The sequence below is a fragment of the Nitrospinota bacterium genome, from assembly GCA_029881495.1.
In the GTDB taxonomy this organism is placed as follows: domain Bacteria; phylum Nitrospinota_A; class UBA7883; order JACRGQ01; family JACRGQ01; genus JAOUMJ01.
Genome location: JAOUMJ010000016.1, coordinates 47,130 through 67,523, shown reverse-complemented (window position 1 = coordinate 67,523; position 20,394 = coordinate 47,130). Strand labels below are relative to the sequence as shown.

The window sequence follows — 20,394 nt, the reverse complement described above, 5'->3', positions numbered from 1 at the left end:
AATTATCGATAGCATCTCTTAGAAGTTCTTTTACCTGTGGATTTTCAGGATTGGCCCCTTTTGCGATCATCTCCCTGGCTTGTGTAATTCTAAGGTTGCCTATCTCCTGGTTTGGTGTTGGCAAATCTTCGGATATTTCGCTTGCCTGCTTAAATCGTTCCAGGGCGCGGGAATATTTCTGTATCCTCACATAGGTCTTGCCGCTTTCCATGTAAGCTGCCGGATCCTTTGGATATGCGTCAATCGCCTTTTTGTAGCAGTTTATGGCCTCTTCATAATTTTTTGTCTTTTTATACTCTTCGGCCTGGCTCATCCACTTCTGGGATTCCTTCTTTTTCCTGGTAAGTTCCTTCTCATCCATCTTGAGCCTGATGTTCTTTATGGCGTCGTCTGGATTTGTGGAAAAGTGATCTATCAGGTATGTCCTGATCTCGTTGAAACGTTCCGCCATTAATTCTGCCTTTTTCTCTTTCTGCGCGGCCTGGCTTAGGCCTATTAGGGATTCCTGCTGTTTGAGTATGAATGCGCCGGTAATCCCGAATTCCGCAAGTGAAAGAAGCAGTTTTTCCCTTATCTGAAGCATGTTTGCCTCTGGAAAGATCGGAACGCACTTTGAAAGAAGCTCTATGGAATCGGACTTAGATTTCTGGTGGACGAGGCGTTTCAACTCGGAAAAATATTCGGTAATATCCTTTTTGATTTTCGTTTTACCATTGACAACCGTTAGTGGCGGGTTTACCAGTATCAAGTCGTCATCTTTTTTTAAAAGAAGATAAAGTTGCTGGATCGCGCTTATATACGATGCAGGAACGGGTGAGACCTCCACGTTGTTGAATTTCAGAGCTCGAAGAAAGTTTTCAGATTGGGAAAGGGTGCTTTTATCGAAAATGAAGAGGCGTATTTTTTTATCGAGATGTTCTTCCAAAATATCCGCCGTAGCAACGCCACTCTCTCCGGGGCCCATCTCTAATGCTCCACTTTTAAAAGGTTGCCTAAAAAATCACAATGAATTTGTTCTACTCTCTATATTAGACGATAACGCCAAAATTTATATATCGGCACGAGATGTAAAAAGTATGTCGAAAATCAGGAATAGTAAATTTTCATAAAAAAAAAGGGAGGCGTCGGGGGGACGCCTCCCAAATCTCTAAGGGGAGGTTAGAGGGTTATCTTGAAACGACATTGCATCGTTTCACTCACATATTTATGCAAAGTACATGCCATTGGGTCATTGTTTAGGTTTAGGCCACAAATTCAATAATATAGATGAAACGAGTTCGTTCTTTATAGAGGTTGTACTGCATTATAAATACCGCAGACAATTTGATCATTCCAATAATATCCAAAAAAACCAAGGGACTACATGTTTTTTCGCATGTGATACGAAAACGTGTCATATGCTGTTAAAAAGTATCCGAAAATATAAATGTAAATAAATGCGACAAAATTCAGCGTTTGCCTATAGTTTTTTCTGTAACAGGCCGATTATGTTACTGTTATCAGTAGTTCTAGCGCTGGAATATCTGTATTCTGCTAGAATCTATATGTTCGGGAAATTGTGTCCTTTCACATTTTCAGTTCTTGAGAGTTGCCATTATTTGGGATTATTGGAGAGTGCATGACCGTAGAAGCAGGTAGAATTTATCCAAGTAGCTCTCCGACTGCAGGTTCAAGCCCCACCTATGGCATTAAAAGGATACTGCTGGTAATACCGCCAGCCCCGGCAATGGCCCAATGGTCCCCCGAGCTGGCTGTAGCCTACCTGGCCGGTTCGCTCCGTTCACTCGCTCCTTACGGCATTAGGTACGAAATAGAAGTGCTCGACTGCATTAACAGGAATTACTCCGTAAGTGATTTCAGGGATTTCATATACGAAAGGGAGCCGTTCGACATCGTAGGCTTCAAGATTTTCAGCCTTCATCTCGCTTCCGCCGCCGAGTGCATTAAACATGTAAAGCAACGCTCTCCTGAAACCATCACGCTGGCGGGGGGGCCGCATGTTTCGGTACTTGCTCCGGAAGAGGTTATGGAGGATCTCCCGGATCTCGACTACGGTATTGCCGGAGAGGCGATCCGGTCGTTTCCGATGTTCGTAAGGAATATCGCTAGCGGCAAGCCCGGCAAGGAAGAGGTGTTCGGTCTCATATGGCGCGACGGCGAGCGGATTTTTCACAACGAGCCGGATTTCGAGGTCGACATGGATTTCCACGGTCTCCCCGATTGGTCGCTTGTGAAACCGGGCGATTATTCGTCGCGCGAACCATACTCGTTTTATACGACCGGCTGGCCGGTGGCGCATATAGTATCGAGCAGGGGATGCCCTTTCAGGTGTTCGTTCTGCAGCAGCTTCAAGTTCCTCGGTAGGAAGGTTCGCTTCAGGAAGATAGACAACATCATAAAAGAGATGAAGATGCTCGTGGGCGAATACGGCGTGAGGTCTATCGAATTCGTGGACGACAACTTCCTCACGAACAGGGAGTACACCGCGGAGCTTTGCAGGAGAATAATCGACGAGAAGATAGAGGTAGAGTGGAGCTGTCCGCAGGGTCTCCATCTGAACGGCGTAGATGCTGAGACAATCTCGCTCATGTATAAGGCAGGTTGCCGCTACATAGCGGTCGGCATCGAGTCTGGGAGTGACAGGATACTCAAGAAGGTCGGGAAGGGGCTGACGCGCGAAAAGATCATGCGTCAGATCGGGATAGTAAAGGAGAATACGAAAATAAAGATTCTCGGCTTTTTCATAATCGGTTTCCCCACCGAGACGGAAGAAGAGATGGAGGAGACTGTACGCTTTGCGACCGAACTGCCGATAGACCTCGCATCGTTTTCAGTTTACGTATTTCTTCCGGGGACTTCCGATTCGGAGGAGCTTTTACGTGAACATCCGGAATACTGGAACGTCATCAGAAACCTGCCGAATCTCTACCAGTGGTCCGAGCACAAGGCGGTAGAAGGGACTTCGCCGATGCACAGCCTGCCGGTAAGGAAACTGAACGCCATAAAGCAGAAAGCGCACAGGCGTTTCTTCCTTAGGCCAAAGGTCATAATGAAAATTATGATGGAGCTGAACTCCATAATGAAACTGAAAATAATGTTAAGATGGCTCCGGGTACACTTTTTTTAATCCTGAAATCAAGCAGAAGAAGGAAAGATGTCTATAAAGGAAACCAGTCATGACCGGTAGTCTTGCCGAAAACCGCACCGGTACAGATACGGGATTCGTTCCGCTCGAAAAGTACAGGCCAAAAAACCAAAAGCCTGTGATTGCATTCATGAATCTTTACGGTTATGAATCGCTCGCGGTGCGCTACCTCGGCGCGGCTGTACGCAAGGCCGGATACAGGTGCCTTGAAATATATTTCGAGGACGCAAAAAGAAATTTTTTCCGCTATCCGGAACGCCACGAGTTGATGCCGTTCGTAAACCTTTTGCGCAACGAAGGGGTGGACATTGTCGGGATATCGGTGCGCTCGTCCTACAGGAAGATGGCGGCGCTCCTATCCGAAGCCATCAGGGAGGAGCTTGGAATACCTGTCATTTGGGGCTCAATGCACCCAACGATATGCCCCGAGGATTCATTGGAATCGGCTGACGCGGTTTGTGTCGGCGATGGAGAAGTCGCCATCGTCTCCCTGCTAAAAGCTATGGAGAGGGGTGAGGGAGCGGGCAATATCAGCGGAATATGGTTAAGGAGAGAGGACGGTTCCATCGTTGATAACGGATGGGCCGGGTGGGTTGACGTTAATGTGACCCCCGACCCGGAGTATAACGTGCCGGGCAAGTTCCATACTCGTGGCGGGGAGGTATTTCCAGGCGATCCGATGATAAAGGATCCGGTGCTTACCGTCATCTCGGCGAGAGGGTGCCCCCACAGCTGTTCGTTCTGCTCGAATCCGATTTTCGTGGAGTCTTCGAAAGGTTTCCTGCGGATGAGAAAAGTCGACAACGTCATTGCAGAGATAAAGATGGCGCAGAGATACATGGACGTCAGGCGGATAAAGTTTTACGACGAGCTTTTCGCCACCAATAAAAAATGGACGGATGAGTTCGTGGAGAAATACCGGGCGGAAATTAACCTTCCGTTCGACGCCTTTCTTCATCCTCACCATGTAAGCGAACCATTAATGCAAAAACTTGTTTCCGCCGGGGCTTCGATAATTTCAATGGGGATCGAGAGCGGATCGGAGAGGATGGCGAATGAGGTGTATGGGAGAGGCATATCGAATGAACGTGTGCTTGAGTCGATAAAGGTAATAAACAGAAGCGGCGTTACCGCGAATTATGACCTCCTTATCGATAACCCGCTGGAGACACCGGAAGACAGAAAGGCCAACTTCGAATTTCTTTACCAGATACCGAGGCCGTTTACGCTATTCATCTTTTCCGTTGCGCATCTTCCCGGAACAGCACTCACGAAAAAACTTCTGGATGATGGGTATATCACTGAAGACGATGTGGAAGGGAGAAACGACCATACTCTTTACCAGTGGGAAGTTTCACTTACGCATAACAGGCCTGCTGAAGAGAGGTTCTGGCTTGCGCTTATTTCTCTTCTTACGAAGGATTTCATCCCCAAACCATTCATCAAGATGCTGTCGAAGATCGGATTGCTGAAAATGTTTCCCGCTCCGCTTATCTTTTTCGCATGGACAGCGAATATCGTTAAACTCTCGCTTATGGTGCTAAAAAGACTCCGCCTTGGTACCATTACTTTCCAGGAGATAAGAAGGCATGCCAATTTGAGGGATATCATCGTTAAATGAGGAAAAGCAAATTGAATTTAATAATTGAGGCAATGCGGCCTTTTACTTCAGTTTTTGCGATAATTGCCGATTATGCCAAGTAGCATGTCACATAAAAACGCACCATCATTCCTGGAATTGAATCTTCACGGGAAAAAACCGGTTATCGGCCTTATGGCCCTGTTCTGCTATGAATCGCTCGGGATACGAAACCTTGGCGCTACGTTTCGGAATGCGGGCTACGAGTGTGTGGAGCTCTTTTACGAGGATTTGAAGAGGAACTACTTCCGCTATCCGAAGCCGCACGAACTCAAGAATGTCATCAACCTGTTCAGGGAACACAAGGTCGACTTTGTCGGCCTGTCGGTCACATCGTCATACAGGAAGCTGGCGAAGCTGATAGCGCCCGTCATCCGCGAGGAGCTTGGCGTGCCTGTCATCTGCGGTTCCATCGATCCGACCTCCTGCCCCGATGAAACAATGGAGTACGCGGACGCGGCTTGCGTCGGTGACGGGGAGAAGGCTCTCCTGAGTTTCATGAAAGGGCTTGAAGAGGGGAGCGACATCACAGGTATACAGGGTCTTTGGTTGAAAAAGCCGGACGGCGGCATTATAAAAAACGGGATGACTGAGTGGGTCGATATCAACGATCTCCCGATAATCCACTATGACGCGCCGGGGAAGTACCATACACGCGGCGGGGAAGTTATAAAGGGCGATCCTATTCTTAACGATACTTCGCTGTCGATGGTCGGCTCGCGCGGATGTCCCCATGCCTGCAATTTCTGCATGAATTCGTTTTTCCCTAAGGCGAATTCCAAATACATCAGGCTTGGCAACATTGATAGAATTATTTCCGAGATAAAGGCGGCGCAGAAGATCATGGATGTAAGGCGCGTCAAGTTTTATGACGAGCTTTTTGCGACGAATAAAAAATGGACAGAGGAATTCGTTGAGAAATACGGGCGACAGGTTGGCGTCCCGTTTGACGCGTTCCTGCATCCTCATCATATAAACGATAATCTCGTGGCGAAGCTGGTTTCAGCCGGTATGTACACGGTTGATATGGGGATTCAAAGCGGCTCTGAAAGGGTATCGAACGACCTTTACGGACGAAGGCTGTCGAACGAAAAGGTTCTTAATGCCACTCGCATATTGACCCGACACGGCGTGAATAGCAATTATGACCTGATAATTGACAATCCCCTGGAGACAAGCGAGGACAAGAGGAAGAATTTCGAGTTCATGCTCCAGGTGCCGCGACCCTATTCGCTGATCGTCGTATCCCTTACTCACATGCCGAAAACCCCTCTTACGAAACAGCTATTGGAAGAGGGGTATATAAAGACGGAGGATGTGGAAGGTTATGCCGACAACTCCCTCTTCCAGTGGGAGGTTTCGTTAACCTATAAGAGGTCGGCTGAAGACAGGTTCTGGCTCGCGCTGATATCGCTGTTAACAAAGGATTTCGTGCCGAAGCCGTTCATAAAACTCCTTTCGAAATCATGGTTGCTTAAGAAGTTCCCTGCGCCCCTTGTAGGTTTTGCGTGGGTAATGAATTTCATCAAGCTAGGGTTCATCGTGCTGAAACGTCTCAGGGCCGGCACGACGACACTGCAGGAGATACGGCGTTTCGCCAACCTGCGCGACCTCATGGTGAAGTGATCGCTTCCGACATCAGGTGTCGGCTTTATGGACGAACATCAGCATTCCGCAGGCGACAAGCGCAAGGCATGAGCCTGTAAGGAACGCCGACGGAGCGCCCCACGTCTGCCAGATAAGGCCGAACATCACGCTCGCAGGCAACGCTCCAATGCCGACAGTCAAGTGGTAATACCCGAATGCCGTCCCCCTCAGGTGCGCTGGGACAAGGTCCGCCACCAGCGCCCTTTGCGACGGTTCCGTAAACCCGAAATAAATGCCGTATGAAAGAAAGATGAGTATCAGCCCGGTCGGTGAATCGGTTACTGCGAATCCGAAATAGACCAGAGTGTAGATAAGCCACCCGGCCAGTATCATGAAACGCCGTCCCAGCCTGTCGGTATAAAGCCCTCCGTAATAGGTGGTGACTGCTTTCACGACATGATGCGCCGACCAGAGCACCGCTATGTAACCGGATTGAACGCCCGATTCGTACAGGCGGAGAAGGAGGAACGCGTCCGTGGAGTTTCCGAGAGTGAATATCAGTATTGCCGCAAGGAGGCGCTTGAAGTCCTTGCTGAAACTTCGCCACTGGAAAAAGCTGTCTGAATTAATTTTTTGCCGGTCATTGTGCACCGCTTCTTCCTTCACGCCGAAAAGGAGGATGAGGAAGGATATCGCGGCGGGGATCGCGGCAAGGAGGAATACGCTTCTCATCTCTATTGCGGTGAAGGTAAGGATCGCGCTGGCGATAAGCGGCCCGATGACGGCCCCCGAGTGATCCATTGCGCGCTGGATGCCGTACGCGCTCCCCCTCGATTCGGGATGGGTAACGTCGGCTATCAGCGCGTCGCGCGGGGATGTCCTTATCCCTTTCCCTATCCTGTCGAAAAACCGGAGCATCAGGACAGCGAACCATGTGGAGGCGAAAGCGATCAGCGGTCTTACGGCTCCCGCTAGTCCGTATCCCGCAAGGATGAGCGGTTTTCTCTTCTGCACCCTGTCGGACCATATCCCCGAAAAGACCTTCAGGAGGGATGCTGTGGCTTCGGCTACACCTTCGATGATACCGATGGCGGCCGCCCCCGCTCCCAGTACCGACGTGAGGAAGAGCGGAAGAAGCGGGTAGATCATCTCGGCGGATATGTCTGTAAAGAGGCTTACCAGGCCGAGTGTGAAAACGGTGCGCGGTACATGCTTCATCGCCGCACGATACTAAATATATACGCCACTCCTCAAGCGGCACGTACGTGTGGACGGAAAGGGGAGCCGGTTATCGGCTTTATCCTCTGTTTTCTCTTCGTGCTCTTCCAGTCAGTTAAAGGGTTCTAGCCGAAAATTCTCTTTTTCATTTTGCTGGCGAGTATCTTGAACTGTTTTTTCCCCTTGGCGAATTTCAGGTATTTCCAAACCATGTGGGGGCGGAAGTAGAAGGCGCGGTACGCCTTCTTGTGAATGGCTTTCATCTCTTCAGGCGTGACCCCCTTCGGGAAGTAGCGTATTCTCTCCATCGTCTGTCCGCTCCAGTCGGGGGCCGATTCAGGCTCGTGCTGTTCGAGATAGTGCGCTATCTCCGTCCCGGGTGTGAGACGGAAAGGGGAGAAGGCCGCCATGTCCAGCGGAAGCTTCACCGCGAAATCTATGGTCTCGTTCATCGTCTCCAGTGTTTCGGTCGGATATCCGAGAATGAAGTACCCCTGCACGAGGAAATTGGTAGTATCCTTTATCAGGTGTACCTTCTCTTCTATCTTTTCTTTTGTGATCCCCTTTTTCATGAATTCGAGGATTCTTTCGGAACCGCTCTCTATGCCGACCGACGTGCCGTAACAGCCCGACTCCTCCATCGCGCGGAGCAGGGGAGCATCAAGCGTATCGAGCCGTGTCCCGTCGATCGTCGCCCAGTGTATCTTTATCCTTTTCCGTATAAGTGTCTCGCAGAATTCGTATGCGTATTTCCTGTTCACGGTGAAGATCGAATCGGTGATGTGGAGTTCATCAACGCCGTAATACTCCTGCAGTCTCTGTATCTCCTCGATGACGTGCTTCATGTTCCTGTAGCGCACCTTCTTGCCGTAGTTCATGAAGTCGGAGCAGAACGCGCAGGAGAAAGGGCACCCCCTGCTGATAGAGATATTGGCAACTGTTTCCCCTTTGCTGAAGTACCAGAAGTTTTCGTAATCGAGATATAGGCGGGGATCCATAAGATCCCACGCCGGAATAGGGAGGTTCTCCAGGCTTTGAAAGTTACCGCTTGGCCTGCTCGCTTTTATTTCATCTCCGTCCTTGTATGAAATGGATTCGATACCTTCGAAACCCTTCCCGGCGCGTATGGCATCCGCAATTTTCACTACAGGTATCTCCCCTTCGCCGATGATGCCGATATCCGCGTTCGGGCACGACTTCAGCGCCTTGTCCCATGCGTATGTCGGGTGGGGGCCGCCGAGGATCACTTTTATTCCGGGGGACGCTTCCTTGATAGTATCTATCACCATGTTCACCTCGGGGAGAAACGGAGAAAAGGCTTTCACGCCGACCATCAGATAATCGTTCTTCCTTATGGTCTCGGCAAGTTTTTCATTTGATATCCTGTCGCGCTTTATATCGATGAAATCGACCTGGTAACCGGCATGACGGAGCGCGGAGGCGACGAATCCTATCCCGAGATCGGGGGTTAGTATGTGCGCCAGATCGCCAGCGGGTGCTACAAGCAAAACTCTAGTTGATGACATTTTCAAATTCTAGCACACCCTTTCGTGTTGGTTTTTGCGTCTATTTTCCTAAGTATAAATCTCTTCGATATGTATCGGCATTTGAGTGTGAGTAAAAGAGGGGGGTTACGGTTTTCTTTTGTGATAATCTTAATCCGTTATGACCGAAAAATTTGGAATAGGGCTCATGTCCGGTACATCCGGCGACGGAATTGACAGCGCGCTCGTCCGGTTCCACAAAGGGGGGATCGAACTTAAAGCAAGCGGATTCCTCCCGTACCCGAAAAAGATTCGCGATGATATCGCCCGTGTATCGAGGCCGGACGGCCCGGCGGAGCTGATATGCAGTCTCAACGCGGAGCTGGGGAAACTGTTCGGCAAGGCGGCGCTGGAGCTTTGCGGGAAGAACGGAATACCGCTTGAAGATGTCGATTTCATCGGCTCACACGGGCAGACGATACGCCACCAGCCTGGAAACGCAAAAGGGAATATTTCGTCAACCCTCCAGATAGGGGAGTCGGCGGAGATAGCGGCTTTGACCGGACGGACAGTTGTTTCCGATTTTCGCACCGCGGATATTGCCGCGGGGGGGGAGGGGGCGCCGCTGTCGCCGATGGCGCACTATATTCTTTTCAGGAGTGAGAGCGAAGCGAGGATAATCCATAATCTTGGCGGGATAAGCAACGTCACATATCTGCCGGTGAAAGGGGAGATGGAGAAGGTTTGGGGATTCGATACCGGCCCGGCGAACTCCCTACTCGATCTTGCGACCGCGCATTTCAGCAAAGGGAGCGACGCGTATGATAAGGACGGAAAGAGAGCCCTGAAGGGGGAGGTCGATGAGGGGATGTTCGATCACTGCATGTCCCATCCGTTCTTCAGAAAGAAGCCGCCGAAGTCTACCGGCAAGGAGATTTTTGGCGAAGCGTACTTTGAGGAGTTGCTGAAAAAATTTCGCAAGGTGAAGGAGTCCGATTTTCTGCGAACACTTTCCGCTGTAACGGCGCATTCGGCGGTTAGGCAGGCGTTGAAATTTTTTCAGCCGTTCTACGAGGTGCGCTGGATTGTGTGCGGCGGCGGCGCGTTCAACAAGGCTGTGATGGAAGAGTTGCGGAGGGCGCTAGGCGACAGGGGCAGCGTGGCGACGACGGCGGATTACGGCATCGGTGAAAAGTCGGTTGAAGCGGTGCTGATGGCGATACTGGCGCATCGCACGCTTGAAGGGTTGTCGGGCAATCTTCCCCGCGTCACTGGCGCAAAGAGCGGCGCCGTTCTCGGCAAGGTAACGCCCCCGCCGATTTCTCGGTAGTTCTCTTCTTCCCGCATCCCCCAAGGGACGAATCAGCTACCCTGGCCTTTTGTAAGATTAGGAGGCGGGGAAGTAGCCTAGCTTCCGTATCAAGGGTAAAACCTTTTTATTTAGGAATGCATGTATGTTGGCGAGCATATTGGCCGGAAAGTGCTATATATCCAATTGATCCCCTCCTTGCGAAGCGCAAGGAGGGGCGCAGGGGTGGTTCTCATTAAAGGATAACCCTTCCGCCCCCCGCAATAGCGGGTGACACCTTCCTGTATAAAAGGGAAGGATTTATTATGTTGATCAGACCGCTTCGATAGCCTCTTTCAGCTTCGCGCTTACTTCACCGGCAACCTTTTCGAGTTCAGGATTCTTTATCATCCCCATGGCAGCCTTCGGGTCAACGGCGCTGACGTGTACCCCTTTTTCGTCCTCATAGACGATCACGTTGCACGGCATCATGAGCCCGATTTCCCTCTCAGCGTTTAATGACTTATGCGCGAACGGGGGGTTGCAGGCACCGAGGATCTTGTATGGCATGAATTCGGCGTTAATTTTCTCCTTGAGAGTTTTCTTTACATCGACCTCGGTCAGTATCCCGAAGCCACGTTCTTTCAGGGTGTTGCGCACTTTTGCCTCGGCATCGGCGAAGGTCATTTTGACGGTTTTCGAGAATCCGTATCCAGTGTTCATTAATAGTCCTCCTTTATGTTCGGTTTTCTAACGTTATGCTATTATACTTGTAGAGACAAAGAAACCGGGGGCGTAACGGTTTCGACGGGAATTCGTATCCCGGAAGAGGCATGTCGAGGTCCACGCCTCGTAAAAATGTGGAAAAAATCATAATCGCCAACGATTTTGATTACGCTTTAGCCGCTTAATTTAAGCCGGCTACGTTCTTTGTGTAGCCCTCCCGAGGCGCCGCAAAGGATGTTATACAAATTCGGGATGGTTCCCTGTCAGGCAACTTGGCAGGGGGCGAGATTTTAGTTGCTGGCATTTGAGACGACCTGTCTTTAGGCACGATGAATGCGAGAAAACAATTAAAGACTAAGCATGTAGTCTCTCCGTGAGAAGGTTTTCGGACAGGGGTTCGACTCCCCTCGCCTCCACCAAAAAAACAAAAGCCCATCCGGGCTTTCTGTTTTTTTGTATTGTTTTGGGAGTCGAAAGTGAGCCGACGGCGCGACCGAAGAGGGAGCGCAAACAGACAGGAAGTCTGTTTAGTCGGCGAATCGGGGTCGAGCGAGCGTTGCAGGAGCAACGCGAGAGTGACCTACTCCCCTCGCCTCCACCAAAAAAACAAAAGCCCATCCGGGCTTTCTGTTTTTTTGTATTGTTTTGGGAGTTGAAAGTGAGCCGACGGCGCGACCGAAGAGGGAGCGCAAACAGACAGGAAGTCTGTTTAGTCGGCGAATCGGGGTCGAGCGAGCGTTGCAGGAGCAACGCGAGAGTGACCTGCTCCCCTCGCCTCCATCATTAGACACACCCCACGCTTTGCGCGTGGTTTGCTCATGGCGGGCCATGGGTGTTTGTGTGTGTTGGTGGACTGAAATACGTCAAATGGTGTCCCGAGCCTGTCGAGGGAGGTCTGTTTTTGGTTTCAATTCATTTTGTATATATTCTGCTCTTCATTCGGATAATCTTCTGTTCTGGCGTAAGATATTATCAGTCGAGGGGTCTTAATTTGTGAAGTAGTCCATAGGAAAGGTATTCATGAAAGCGATTGTATATGAAAGATACGGGCTACCTGAGGTTCTCCATATAAAAGAGATAGAAAAACCCACACCTAAGAAGAATGAAATACTCATCAAAATTTTCGCTACAACGGCACATCGAGGCGACACAAGAATGCGAAAGCCTGAGCCGTTTGTTGCGAGGCTTTTTAATGGCCTCCTAAGGCCCAAAAGAGTAAAGATATTAGGGATGGAGCTGGCAGGAGAAGTTGAAGCAGTTGGTGAAGAGGTTAAACGATTCAAGATAGGCGATCAGGTATTTGCCTTTACTGGTTTCGGATTTGGCGCTTATGCCGAGTACAAATGTATGCGTGAAGATGGTGGGGCGCTAAGGAATGGTTTGATTGCATTAAAGCCACCCAATATTACTTTTGAGGAAGCTGCCGCTATTCCTGCCGGAGGGCTTACAGTCGTGAGCATACTTGGAAAAGCGAATATCCAGAGTGGTCAAAAGGTCCTTGTCTATGGTGCTTCTGGGAGCTTGGGGACTTACGCTGTACAACTTGCCAGGTATCTTGGGGCCAATGTTACGGGAGTATGCAGTACTTCAAATTTGGAATTGGTAAAATCTTTGGGAGCGGAAAAGGTCATCGATTACACAAAAGAGGATTTTACCAATAATGGTGAAATCTATGATGTTGTATTTGATTCGGTAGGCAAGATTTCGCGTTCATTATGTAAAAGATCGTTAAAAATAAAAGGTGTATATCTTTCTGAAAAATCTTCAACAGGCTTGAAAGGCGAAGATCTGATTTTCCTCTCAGAGCTAGTTGAGCTGGGAAAGATCAAACCTGTCATAGATAGACGTTATTCGTTGGATCAGATTGTCGAGGCTCATCGATACGTCGACAAAGGGCACAAGAAGGGGCATGTTGTTATCACCGTGGAACACGGCAGTAAATCCTGAGGAAGTAGTGGAAATTGAAATAGGGCCTTATTCCTGCTTATGCTGTACAATGGTACAAAGGGTAGTTTACGACGAGTCACCCTGCATTGCTCTGCCCTTTTGTTTTTAAACATTTCTCCGGGTGGTTTTTATGAAAATGGAAGAGATCAGGGAGTTCGCGAAGACGCTTGGTATTCAGTCAGTGTCAAAATTCACGAAGAAAGATGATCTGATCAGGACTATACAACTTGCCGAAGGGAACGAAGACTGTTTCAGGCGGGATGTCGGCTATAATTGCCAGAGGACAAACTGCCTCTGGTATGTAGACTGCGTAAAGGCATAGGTGTCAATCCCGGTATCGGTTCATTGCCGTAATAGCGGAATTGACAGTTGCTTCAGACCCCCGCTTTATATTGCTCTATTTTTCTGTACAGTTTAGGCCTGCTTATACCGAGAATTCTAGCGGCCCGCGAGATATTTCCGCCGGTTGCGTTCAGCACATACAGGATGTGTTCTTTCTCTATATCGCTCAGGGAAAGGAGATGGCGGAGCTTGTTTTTCTTCGTCTTGTTTTCGATTGAAAGCGGAATATCCTTGGCCTGAATAGTCCTTTTGCTCGCGACCATTGTTGCCCTCTCAACAACGGCGATAAGTTCCCTTATGTTGCCGGGCCAATCGTATTTAAGCATTGCGTTGATAGCCTTGTTCGAGAATTTTTTTCCGTTCCCCATATCCTGTTTATGCTGAAGGGACATTTCGATTATGCTTGGTATATCTTCCTTCCTGTCACGCAGGGGGGGGACTTCGATCGTTATAACGCTAAGTTTGTAATAAAGGTCTTCCCTGAAATTCTTTTTCAGTACCATATCCCGAAGCACATTTTCAGTGGCGGCGATGATTCTGACATTTGAACGAATGTCTGAATGGCCCCCGACCATCTGGAAGGCGCCTGTCTCGAGGTAATGGTTCAGTTTCACCTGCGTCGACTGGTGGATCTCCTCAATATCATTAAGAAAGATCGTCCCCCCTTCGGCAAGCTGAAGCCACCCTGTTTTTGCGCTGACCGCATCGGCGAATGCATCCTTTTCGTGGCCGAAGAGCTGGTTTTCAAGGATGCCGTGAGGCTGTGAGCCACAGCTTACGGATATGAACGGCGAATCCTTTGATTTGCCCATCTGGTGTATGCACCTTGCGAGATACTCTTTCCCCACGCCTGATTCTCCTGTAATCAATATCGGAGCGCGTGACGACGCCACTCTTTCGGCGAGCTTTTTCAGCTCCTGGGTTTTTTCACTGTCACCGATGATCTTGTAGTTGCGGTTTTCAGCGGTAATCGAATTTCTCAGCCTTGTATTTTCGAACGAGAGCATTTTCTTTTCGTACGCCTTATGAACTATCAGCTCAAGCTCAAAGAGCTTGCAGGGTTTGGTAAGGTAATCGTATGCGCCATGTTTCAGCGCTTCGATCGCGGTGTCGACAGACGCGGCCCCTGTAAGGATTATTGTTTCGAAATGCGGATGCGATTTCCGGATTGTCTTGAACAGGTCGATTCCGTCCATCCCCGGCATCCTCATGTCGAAAATGCCTACATCGAATTCCTTTTTTGTAATTACGTCGAGCGCTTCTTCGGCGCTGGCGCATCCGGTAGTTTCGAATTCCTGTTTCGAAAATCGTTCAAGAAGAAGTTTTCTGAACATCTCCTCGTCATCAACAATCAATAGCCTGATCTTGTCCGTCATTTATCTCCCTTTCTCCTCACACTATAATGGCAAGGATACCGTAAAAGTAGTTTTTCCGGTATCCGAATTCGCAAAAATATTCCCGCCTAATTTTCTCGTCAGCAGGTATGAGATTGTAAGTCCCATGCCCGGCCCCTTGCCTGGCTCTTTCGTGGTAAAGAACGGATTGAATATCTTTGAGAAATTCTCCTTTGGAATCCCTCTTCCATAATCCGTAATGCTGAAAATAATAGTTTGGTCGCGTTTTTCAACAGCTAATTCCACTTTTTCTCTTTTTGATCCATGCTTGGACGCTTCAATCGCGTTATCAAGCAGATTAATAAGCACGCGCGACAGATGGACAGGGCTTGTGGTTATGTTCGACCCAAGACCGTTACCATTGACTGAAATTTCGACTTTTTCTCCATTTCCACTTGATTGGTATTTATTCAAGCTGCTGGACACTATCTCATCGACTGAGCATTCCTTGAATGAATGAGGAACAGGTTTCGCAAACTCAAGTATGCTTTCGATAATGGAAGAGCAGCGCTTGGCTGAATCTATAATCGTTTGCAGCGTTTCCTTGGTAGTGTCGGCATCCGGCACATCATCGGATTCTATCCTTTCCAGCATGTCTTCAGCGTTGCCATGTATTATGGCGATGGGATTGTTTATCTCGTGGGCCAGACCCCCTGCCAGATCGCTTAGCGCGGTCATCTTTGCGGCAAGAGCGGCATCTTCTCCGGCCTGCTCAAGCTTTCCAGTGAATTCTCTTATGTCGTAAAAAATCTGGATATTGGAAAGGGCAAGCGCCGTTTCGCGCGTGACGATCTCAAGCACCTTCTTATTCTCCCAAAGGAGAGATCCGGTGTAGGGATGACTGAGGTTTAGCACCCCCAAGAGTCCCTGCTTGCCAGAGATAGGGAGGCAGTATAGGGAGTTTATGTCCTCTCTGCCGTCTGGGAAATGCATGAACAATTCGGAATTCCCGGTATCGACAACAAATTGTTCGCTGTTGCTTAGAGCAACGTTTCCGGCAATCCCTTCGCCGACTCTCATTATTCGTGGTGAATCTTCAGGGGAAAAGTAGGCAGGTTTGCTGTCCGACTGGCTCATGGCTGCGGTCAGGATCAGATGTTGCCTGTCGTTTGAAAGAAGCATAAGCGAGCAGTTTTCAGCGGCTGTTTCCGAGATTATTATCTCCACCAGGCTTTCACATACGCTCCTTTTATTAATGGATGCCGAAATCGATTCGGTGACCCTCCGCAGAATGGACATCTCCTTTATCATCGTGTTGAAACGTCTGTTTGATTCGGAAAGCGCTTCCGAATAGATTTTCCTCTCGCGGAGAGCTGTCTTCAGCCGCTCTCTCAATATTTGGATATTTTCCTTTTTTTCTTCAATCATTATGCTGTCCCGAACTTTACTATTTCGTCCTTCTTCTCTTCCATTTCAACGATAATTCTTTCAATGTGAGATTCTTTAAGTTTCAGGCATTCTACAGCCCCCTCATCGAGTTCACTGGGCGTATTATTTATGCCGATGCTGAATCCAAGTATTGCGGAAATGTGATTGGAGACGTTTATTATAGACGCGAGATTCTTCGAAGTTATTTTTGCTTTATCGGGGGAGTGGTGAAACCGTATCCCTTCAGCGACCGCGACCGGTAATTGCCACTTGTTCAGAAGTATATAGCCAGCCTCAGCGTGATCTATTCCGATTTTTTCTTGTTCAAGGTCAATGATAGGTTTATTTTCTTTTTTGGTGTGCTGGTATGCCTCTTGGAATTCTATTGGGAATGTTATATCCAAAACCACTTTGCCCAGGTCGTGCAACAACCCGCCAATGTATGCTTCATCGGGATCAGGGTATGAAACGATCTGGGCCAGAAACTTTGATGTTTGAGCGGTTGCCAGTGAGTGAAGCCAGAGAGCTTTTCGATCGATGCTGTCCCCCCCTTTCCCCGATTTGTCCGGCTGGAAGAGTGTGGCTCCAAGTGCGATGCTCTTTACCGTATTGAAACCAAGTATTACTGTTGCCTGATGTATCGAGGAGATTTTTCTCATGTGGCCAAAAAACGCGGAATTAACAAGCTTGAGGATGATAGACATAAGGGATTGATCATGAGATACAAGTTTCGCCAAATCGTTTGCAGAGGCTTTATCACTGTTAACTATTTCCAATACCTTCTGCAAAACCAAGGAGATAGTTGGCAGGTCCTCCAGCTTTTGAATGGCGATTCGCCTTGATTCAAGCCTGTTTAATTGATTGTTTTCTTTAATAATCATGTAACGATAATTTACCATATGTAACATCAAAAGCGGAGATGAAAATGTATAATATTATGAAAAGAAATCCAGGGGGAGATTTATGAAAGTTTTTTCGAAATTTCAGATTAATTCAAGTGTCATATGATGTATCCACCCCTTCCATCCGGTCGGGAGAGTTATTTCCAGGAAGTCGTTATCGCTCTGAAGGATTGAGACTTCGGTCCCCTCATGTAAATCGAAGAGCTTTTCAGCTCCTGCCGATGGGGCCGAAAAGACCGAAACGGTTTTTTCGAGGATAACCGCATCTTCCCTGCTGATGTATGTTGAAGTTCTTGCGCCTAAAAGCAGGGTTTGGGCAACAAGGAGTATCCCGAATATTAGAGACAATTTTTTCAGTTTGATCAAAAGTGCAGTGTTATCAAGTTTAATGGCAGTTACGGTAAAAATGAGAATAGAGAATACCGTGAACAGAACCAGTTCAATGCCGGCATATTCATTCAAAGTTAGTCTGGGGATGATTTTTGAGATCTTTCCTGTGGCGGCAGGGGAGCTTTCCTCGTCAATTCTGTCTTCCCGCAGGGTTCTGGCGTATTCAAGGTTGGCTATGATATCGGCGTCCCTTGGATCTATTTCCAGCGCTCTCCTGTAATAAAGGATCGACTTGCCGATCTCTCCCCTCTTCATGTGAGCGTTCGCCAGGTTGTAATAAAGGGAGGGGTCAAATACTCCGGCTTCTTCCGCTATCCTTGTGTAAAGGTTTACGGCCGTATCGTATCCGCCATCCCTGTATGCGGCATTCCCCTTGTTGTAGAGTTCCGCCAGCTTTTTTGGCGATCCGCCGGCCACTGTTTCGGCGGGAGCTTCACCGCTATCGGATGGTGCGGCTAATGCGAAAGTGAGCGCCAATGTGATGAATGTTATCCGCTTCATTTCAAGCTCTTATCCAGAAGATTGGCGATCTCTTCGGTTTCGACCAGGATCTTTTTCATGTCTCCATTTTTCCGCTCACCAGGCGAGAACCTGGCATTGTCACATTCGTTCAGTATCCGGTAGAGGTGCGAGATGTTCGCTTCGCATTCGGGGAGGCTGTTTTTCAAATTTCCTTCTGATAGTTCATATACCGGCATATCCAGCTTTTCCGAAAGATATTTTTTAAGGGCCACTGAAATGGTTTCATAAAAGCGTTCCGAATCGCCATTTTCCGCGTACAAGCCGGCTGGTTCCATGCGTTTTGAAAGTTTTTGCCTTGGCGTAAGCGATTCCCATTTATCCCGGAAGAGAAGCGGTTTGCCGCTTTTGATCCTTCCTCCGAAAAAGGCAAGGAGCGTTGCGAGCGTAAGCGGATATAGCCAGAAGAACGGATTTCGATAGTATTCCCTTTTATGAGAATGAAGCTTCTCCATATCAGGTTTTATATATCTCAAAACTGCCGACATTCCGGCTGCATTATCATGGCCTGAAAGAGGAGCCTGGACGGCAGATTTGCCGTGTGATCCTCCAGCCTTGACATCAAATGTGACCGGTTCGGACGAAAGATATTCGTAAGCGCCGGTTTTAGGGTCGAAGTAGTTTGTCTTGAAAGGGCCGATTGTAATAGGTCCCTCCTTTTCTGGAACGAATATGAACTTGAATCTCTTTGATCCACTGCTTCCAAGAGAGGTCCTTTTGAAATTTTCAATGACTTCAGGTTCATACATCTCACCGTTTTCATTTCTTGGAAATGAGGGCTTCTGTATTGATTGGATATTGCCGCTCCCTGAGACTGTCACGTCAATGGTTACCGGTTTTCCTGCCTCCACATAGTCTGGCGCTGTGATTTTATCGCTCGAAAGCAGGATTTCAAAATCGCCTACCAGTCCAGAGAAATCCTTGGGTTTCCCCTTCTCCGGCAACGGTTTTACTTTCAGCTTTACCTGATTTGATTCAAGCTGGAGAGGGGGTGAAAAGGCGTTTGGCTGGAATTTTATCGTGCCCGGTTCGATTATCTTCTCTCCATCCGTAAGGGGATAAAGGAGGGTAGCCATTTCATTTATCAGGTAGTTCCTTCCCGCCATGGTTTCGTTCCTGGTGGTCATCTTTTGGTCATCAGGTAGCAGTTCGACCCAGAAGCCGTTCGCGTCGGGAAAATTGTATTGCGCGTTGGACCAGATGTTGTAGGCGCGATAGAAGCTGAGGTTGTATATAACCTCCTGGCCGACATAGACTTCTGAAGTATTTAGATTTGACTGAAGTATGAAATCATCCTTCTTGACATTCCTGCTTCCAAATGTGCCAAACGGGTCGCGTTTGCCAAAAAAGTCACCGAAAAGGTTTGGCTGTCTGAAGCCTCTTCTTGGTCTTGGATTCTGGCTTGGCTGAACAGTAGTGACTTCAATTCTGTTCGATGTTGCTTTGGTTCCGTCATATTCAGCCGTGGCGGAAATTTTCGATTTTTCTCCGGCTTTTTTCGGCTGCAGGGTGTAGGTGAAGGTTTTGGATTTGTGCATGCTCATGTTGATTATTGAAATTTGGGTGCCGGTGGCTATCCCAAGAACTTCGAAATTCTCAATGCCGGATATTTCCGGATTTTCCACGGAACCGGAATCACCTCCGGAGATCGTGACTTCAAGAGTTAGGTAGTCATCCACGCTCACGGTTGATTTATCTATCTCTATGGATACCTCAAGGTCGCTATTTGAGGCGGTAGATATGCCCGGTATCAGCAGTAGCCAAGGCACGAAAAATATTGATAATAGTGTTTTTGAAATTCTGCTCCGGATCATCTTATGTATTATATATACGCGCATTTGGTTTATGGCAAGGTGCGGGGAGTTTTATTTCTGGAAATCGTGGGATTTTCGGCCTTTTCCCAAGGTCCCGGTCCGGCTGGGCGAAGGGATAATAAATTAAGAAATATTGTTTGACATCAGCGCTTCATGGATATATTATCCCTTCTTTATTCGTGATTTCGTATCACGATTTGGAAAACGTAATTTTACATAAATTTACTGTGTAGGGAGGGCGTAAGTGCCTACGATAAATCAGCTTGTGCGAAATGGTCGAAAGAAGATAAAGACAAAGACCAAGTGTCCCGCTTTGATGGCATGTCCTCAGAGGCGCGGGGTATGCACACGTGTTTATACCGTAACTCCGAAAAAACCGAATTCCGCCATGAGAAAAGTTGCCCGTGTAAGGCTCTCGAACGGGTTTGAGGTAACTACATACATACCGGGTGTTGGCCACAATCTTCAGGAGCACGCGATTGTCCTGCTGAGGGGTGGGCGCGTAAAGGATCTTCCCGGTGTTCGATATCATATTGTGAGGGGTACGCTTGATACTCAGGGTGTTGATAAAAGGAATCAGGGCCGTTCAAAATACGGCACCAAACGGGCCAAGAAGCAATAGCCCATATAT

General features: G+C 48.4%; 16 protein-coding genes and 1 other RNA gene. 8 read left to right on the top strand and 9 right to left on the bottom strand.

Annotated elements, in window-relative coordinates:
- The coding region (locus OEY64_08480) for a tetratricopeptide repeat protein (GenBank protein MDH5542983.1) at positions 1-964 on the bottom strand (964 nt) is incomplete at its 3' end.
- A 654-nt stretch (positions 965-1,618) separates the two neighbouring features.
- Between OEY64_08480 and OEY64_08475 the strand changes: the two genes are divergently transcribed.
- The 3 genes from OEY64_08475 to OEY64_08465 all read left to right on the top strand — a co-directional run bounded on the left by OEY64_08475 (position 1,619) and on the right by OEY64_08465 (position 6,410).
- A complete protein-coding gene (locus OEY64_08475; protein MDH5542982.1) occupies positions 1,619-3,127 on the top strand; it encodes a B12-binding domain-containing radical SAM protein in 1,509 nt (502 codons plus the stop codon).
- A gap of 49 nt (positions 3,128-3,176) precedes the next feature.
- The gene (locus tag OEY64_08470) at positions 3,177-4,766 is read left to right on the top strand and encodes a B12-binding domain-containing radical SAM protein (GenBank protein ID MDH5542981.1); all 1,590 of its coding nucleotides are present in this window, start codon (positions 3,177-3,179) and stop codon (positions 4,764-4,766) included.
- An 84-nt stretch (positions 4,767-4,850) separates the two neighbouring features.
- Positions 4,851-6,410, top strand: a complete 1,560-nt coding sequence (locus tag OEY64_08465; protein ID MDH5542980.1) for a B12-binding domain-containing radical SAM protein — start codon at positions 4,851-4,853, stop codon at positions 6,408-6,410.
- Between the two features lie 12 nt (positions 6,411-6,422).
- On the opposite strand, the gene OEY64_08460 is transcribed toward OEY64_08465, so the two are convergent.
- Both OEY64_08460 and OEY64_08455 read right to left on the bottom strand, forming a co-directional pair.
- The gene (locus OEY64_08460) at positions 6,423-7,589 is read right to left on the bottom strand and encodes an MFS transporter (protein ID MDH5542979.1); all 1,167 of its coding nucleotides are present in this window, start codon (positions 7,587-7,589) and stop codon (positions 6,423-6,425) included.
- Between the two features lie 125 nt (positions 7,590-7,714).
- Positions 7,715-9,115 carry a B12-binding domain-containing radical SAM protein gene (locus tag OEY64_08455; protein MDH5542978.1) on the bottom strand — a complete coding sequence of 467 codons (1,401 nt, stop codon included), beginning with the start codon at positions 9,113-9,115 and terminating at the stop codon, positions 7,715-7,717.
- 139 nt (positions 9,116-9,254) lie between these two features.
- Here OEY64_08455 and OEY64_08450 point away from each other — a divergent pair, with 139 nt between their 5' ends.
- A complete protein-coding gene (locus tag OEY64_08450) occupies positions 9,255-10,403 on the top strand; it encodes an anhydro-N-acetylmuramic acid kinase (protein MDH5542977.1) in 1,149 nt (382 codons plus the stop codon).
- A gap of 291 nt (positions 10,404-10,694) precedes the next feature.
- Here the strand turns inward: OEY64_08450 and OEY64_08445 are convergent, their stop codons facing one another.
- Positions 10,695-11,084, bottom strand: a complete 390-nt coding sequence (locus OEY64_08445; protein ID MDH5542976.1) for a DUF302 domain-containing protein — start codon at positions 11,082-11,084, stop codon at positions 10,695-10,697.
- Positions 11,085-11,150: 66 nt separating this feature from the next.
- Here OEY64_08445 and ssrA point away from each other — a divergent pair.
- The 3 genes from ssrA (at position 11,151) to OEY64_08430 (ending at position 13,356) form a co-directional block, all read left to right on the top strand.
- Positions 11,151-11,506, top strand: a transfer-messenger RNA (tmRNA) gene (ssrA, locus tag OEY64_08440).
- 601 nt (positions 11,507-12,107) lie between these two features.
- Positions 12,108-13,034 carry an NAD(P)-dependent alcohol dehydrogenase gene (locus tag OEY64_08435; GenBank protein ID MDH5542975.1) on the top strand — a complete coding sequence of 309 codons (927 nt, stop codon included), beginning with the start codon at positions 12,108-12,110 and terminating at the stop codon, positions 13,032-13,034.
- A 130-nt stretch (positions 13,035-13,164) separates the two neighbouring features.
- Complete coding sequence (locus tag OEY64_08430; GenBank protein ID MDH5542974.1) at positions 13,165-13,356, top strand: Rho termination factor N-terminal domain-containing protein; 192 nt, start codon at positions 13,165-13,167, stop codon at positions 13,354-13,356.
- A 52-nt stretch (positions 13,357-13,408) separates the two neighbouring features.
- On the opposite strand, the gene OEY64_08425 is transcribed toward OEY64_08430, so the two are convergent.
- The 5 genes from OEY64_08425 to OEY64_08405 all read right to left on the bottom strand — a co-directional run bounded on the left by OEY64_08425 (position 13,409) and on the right by OEY64_08405 (position 19,763).
- The gene (locus tag OEY64_08425; GenBank protein MDH5542973.1) at positions 13,409-14,752 is read right to left on the bottom strand and encodes a sigma-54 dependent transcriptional regulator; all 1,344 of its coding nucleotides are present in this window, start codon (positions 14,750-14,752) and stop codon (positions 13,409-13,411) included.
- Positions 14,753-14,773: 21 nt separating this feature from the next.
- Positions 14,774-16,138, bottom strand: coding sequence for a GAF domain-containing sensor histidine kinase (locus OEY64_08420; protein ID MDH5542972.1), 1,365 nt, complete (start codon positions 16,136-16,138; stop codon positions 14,774-14,776).
- Positions 16,138-17,019: an HDOD domain-containing protein gene (locus tag OEY64_08415; GenBank protein MDH5542971.1), complete on the bottom strand. Its 882-nt coding sequence runs from the start codon at positions 17,017-17,019 to the stop codon at positions 16,138-16,140. Before OEY64_08415 ends, OEY64_08420 begins: the two co-directional genes overlap by 1 nt.
- Positions 17,020-17,121: 102 nt before the next feature.
- On the bottom strand, positions 17,122-17,931 hold the full coding sequence (locus OEY64_08410) for a tetratricopeptide repeat protein (protein ID MDH5542970.1): 810 nt from the start codon (positions 17,929-17,931) through the stop codon (positions 17,122-17,124).
- Positions 17,928-19,763 carry a BatD family protein gene (locus OEY64_08405; protein MDH5542969.1) on the bottom strand — a complete coding sequence of 612 codons (1,836 nt, stop codon included), beginning with the start codon at positions 19,761-19,763 and terminating at the stop codon, positions 17,928-17,930. Before OEY64_08405 ends, OEY64_08410 begins: the two co-directional genes overlap by 4 nt.
- Before the next feature lie 244 nt (positions 19,764-20,007).
- Between OEY64_08405 and rpsL the strand changes: the two genes are divergently transcribed.
- Positions 20,008-20,385, top strand: a complete 378-nt coding sequence (gene rpsL, locus OEY64_08400) for a 30S ribosomal protein S12 (protein ID MDH5542968.1) — start codon at positions 20,008-20,010, stop codon at positions 20,383-20,385.
- Positions 20,386-20,394: the final 9 nt, after the last annotated feature.

What these genes read in the sequence shown, in the direction of transcription:
- OEY64_08450 (MDH5542977.1), top strand. Translation starts at nt 9,255, where the DNA reads ATGACCGAAAAATTTGGAATAGGGCTCATGTCCGGTACATCCGGCGAC.
- OEY64_08405 (MDH5542969.1), bottom strand. Translation starts at nt 19,763, where the DNA reads ATGATCCGGAGCAGAATTTCAAAAACACTATTATCAATATTTTTCGTG.
- OEY64_08415 (MDH5542971.1), bottom strand. Translation starts at nt 17,019, where the DNA reads ATGATTATTAAAGAAAACAATCAATTAAACAGGCTTGAATCAAGGCGA.
- OEY64_08455 (MDH5542978.1), bottom strand. Translation starts at nt 9,115, where the DNA reads ATGTCATCAACTAGAGTTTTGCTTGTAGCACCCGCTGGCGATCTGGCG.
- OEY64_08470 (MDH5542981.1), top strand. Translation starts at nt 3,177, where the DNA reads ATGACCGGTAGTCTTGCCGAAAACCGCACCGGTACAGATACGGGATTC.
- OEY64_08420 (MDH5542972.1), bottom strand. Translation starts at nt 16,138, where the DNA reads ATGATTGAAGAAAAAAAGGAAAATATCCAAATATTGAGAGAGCGGCTG.
- OEY64_08445 (MDH5542976.1), bottom strand. Translation starts at nt 11,084, where the DNA reads ATGAACACTGGATACGGATTCTCGAAAACCGTCAAAATGACCTTCGCC.
- OEY64_08435 (MDH5542975.1), top strand. Translation starts at nt 12,108, where the DNA reads ATGAAAGCGATTGTATATGAAAGATACGGGCTACCTGAGGTTCTCCAT.
- OEY64_08425 (MDH5542973.1), bottom strand. Translation starts at nt 14,752, where the DNA reads ATGACGGACAAGATCAGGCTATTGATTGTTGATGACGAGGAGATGTTC.
- OEY64_08475 (MDH5542982.1), top strand. Translation starts at nt 1,619, where the DNA reads ATGACCGTAGAAGCAGGTAGAATTTATCCAAGTAGCTCTCCGACTGCA.
- OEY64_08460 (MDH5542979.1), bottom strand. Translation starts at nt 7,589, where the DNA reads ATGAAGCATGTACCGCGCACCGTTTTCACACTCGGCCTGGTAAGCCTC.
- OEY64_08430 (MDH5542974.1), top strand. Translation starts at nt 13,165, where the DNA reads ATGAAAATGGAAGAGATCAGGGAGTTCGCGAAGACGCTTGGTATTCAG.
- OEY64_08465 (MDH5542980.1), top strand. Translation starts at nt 4,851, where the DNA reads ATGTCACATAAAAACGCACCATCATTCCTGGAATTGAATCTTCACGGG.
- OEY64_08410 (MDH5542970.1), bottom strand. Translation starts at nt 17,931, where the DNA reads ATGAAGCGGATAACATTCATCACATTGGCGCTCACTTTCGCATTAGCC.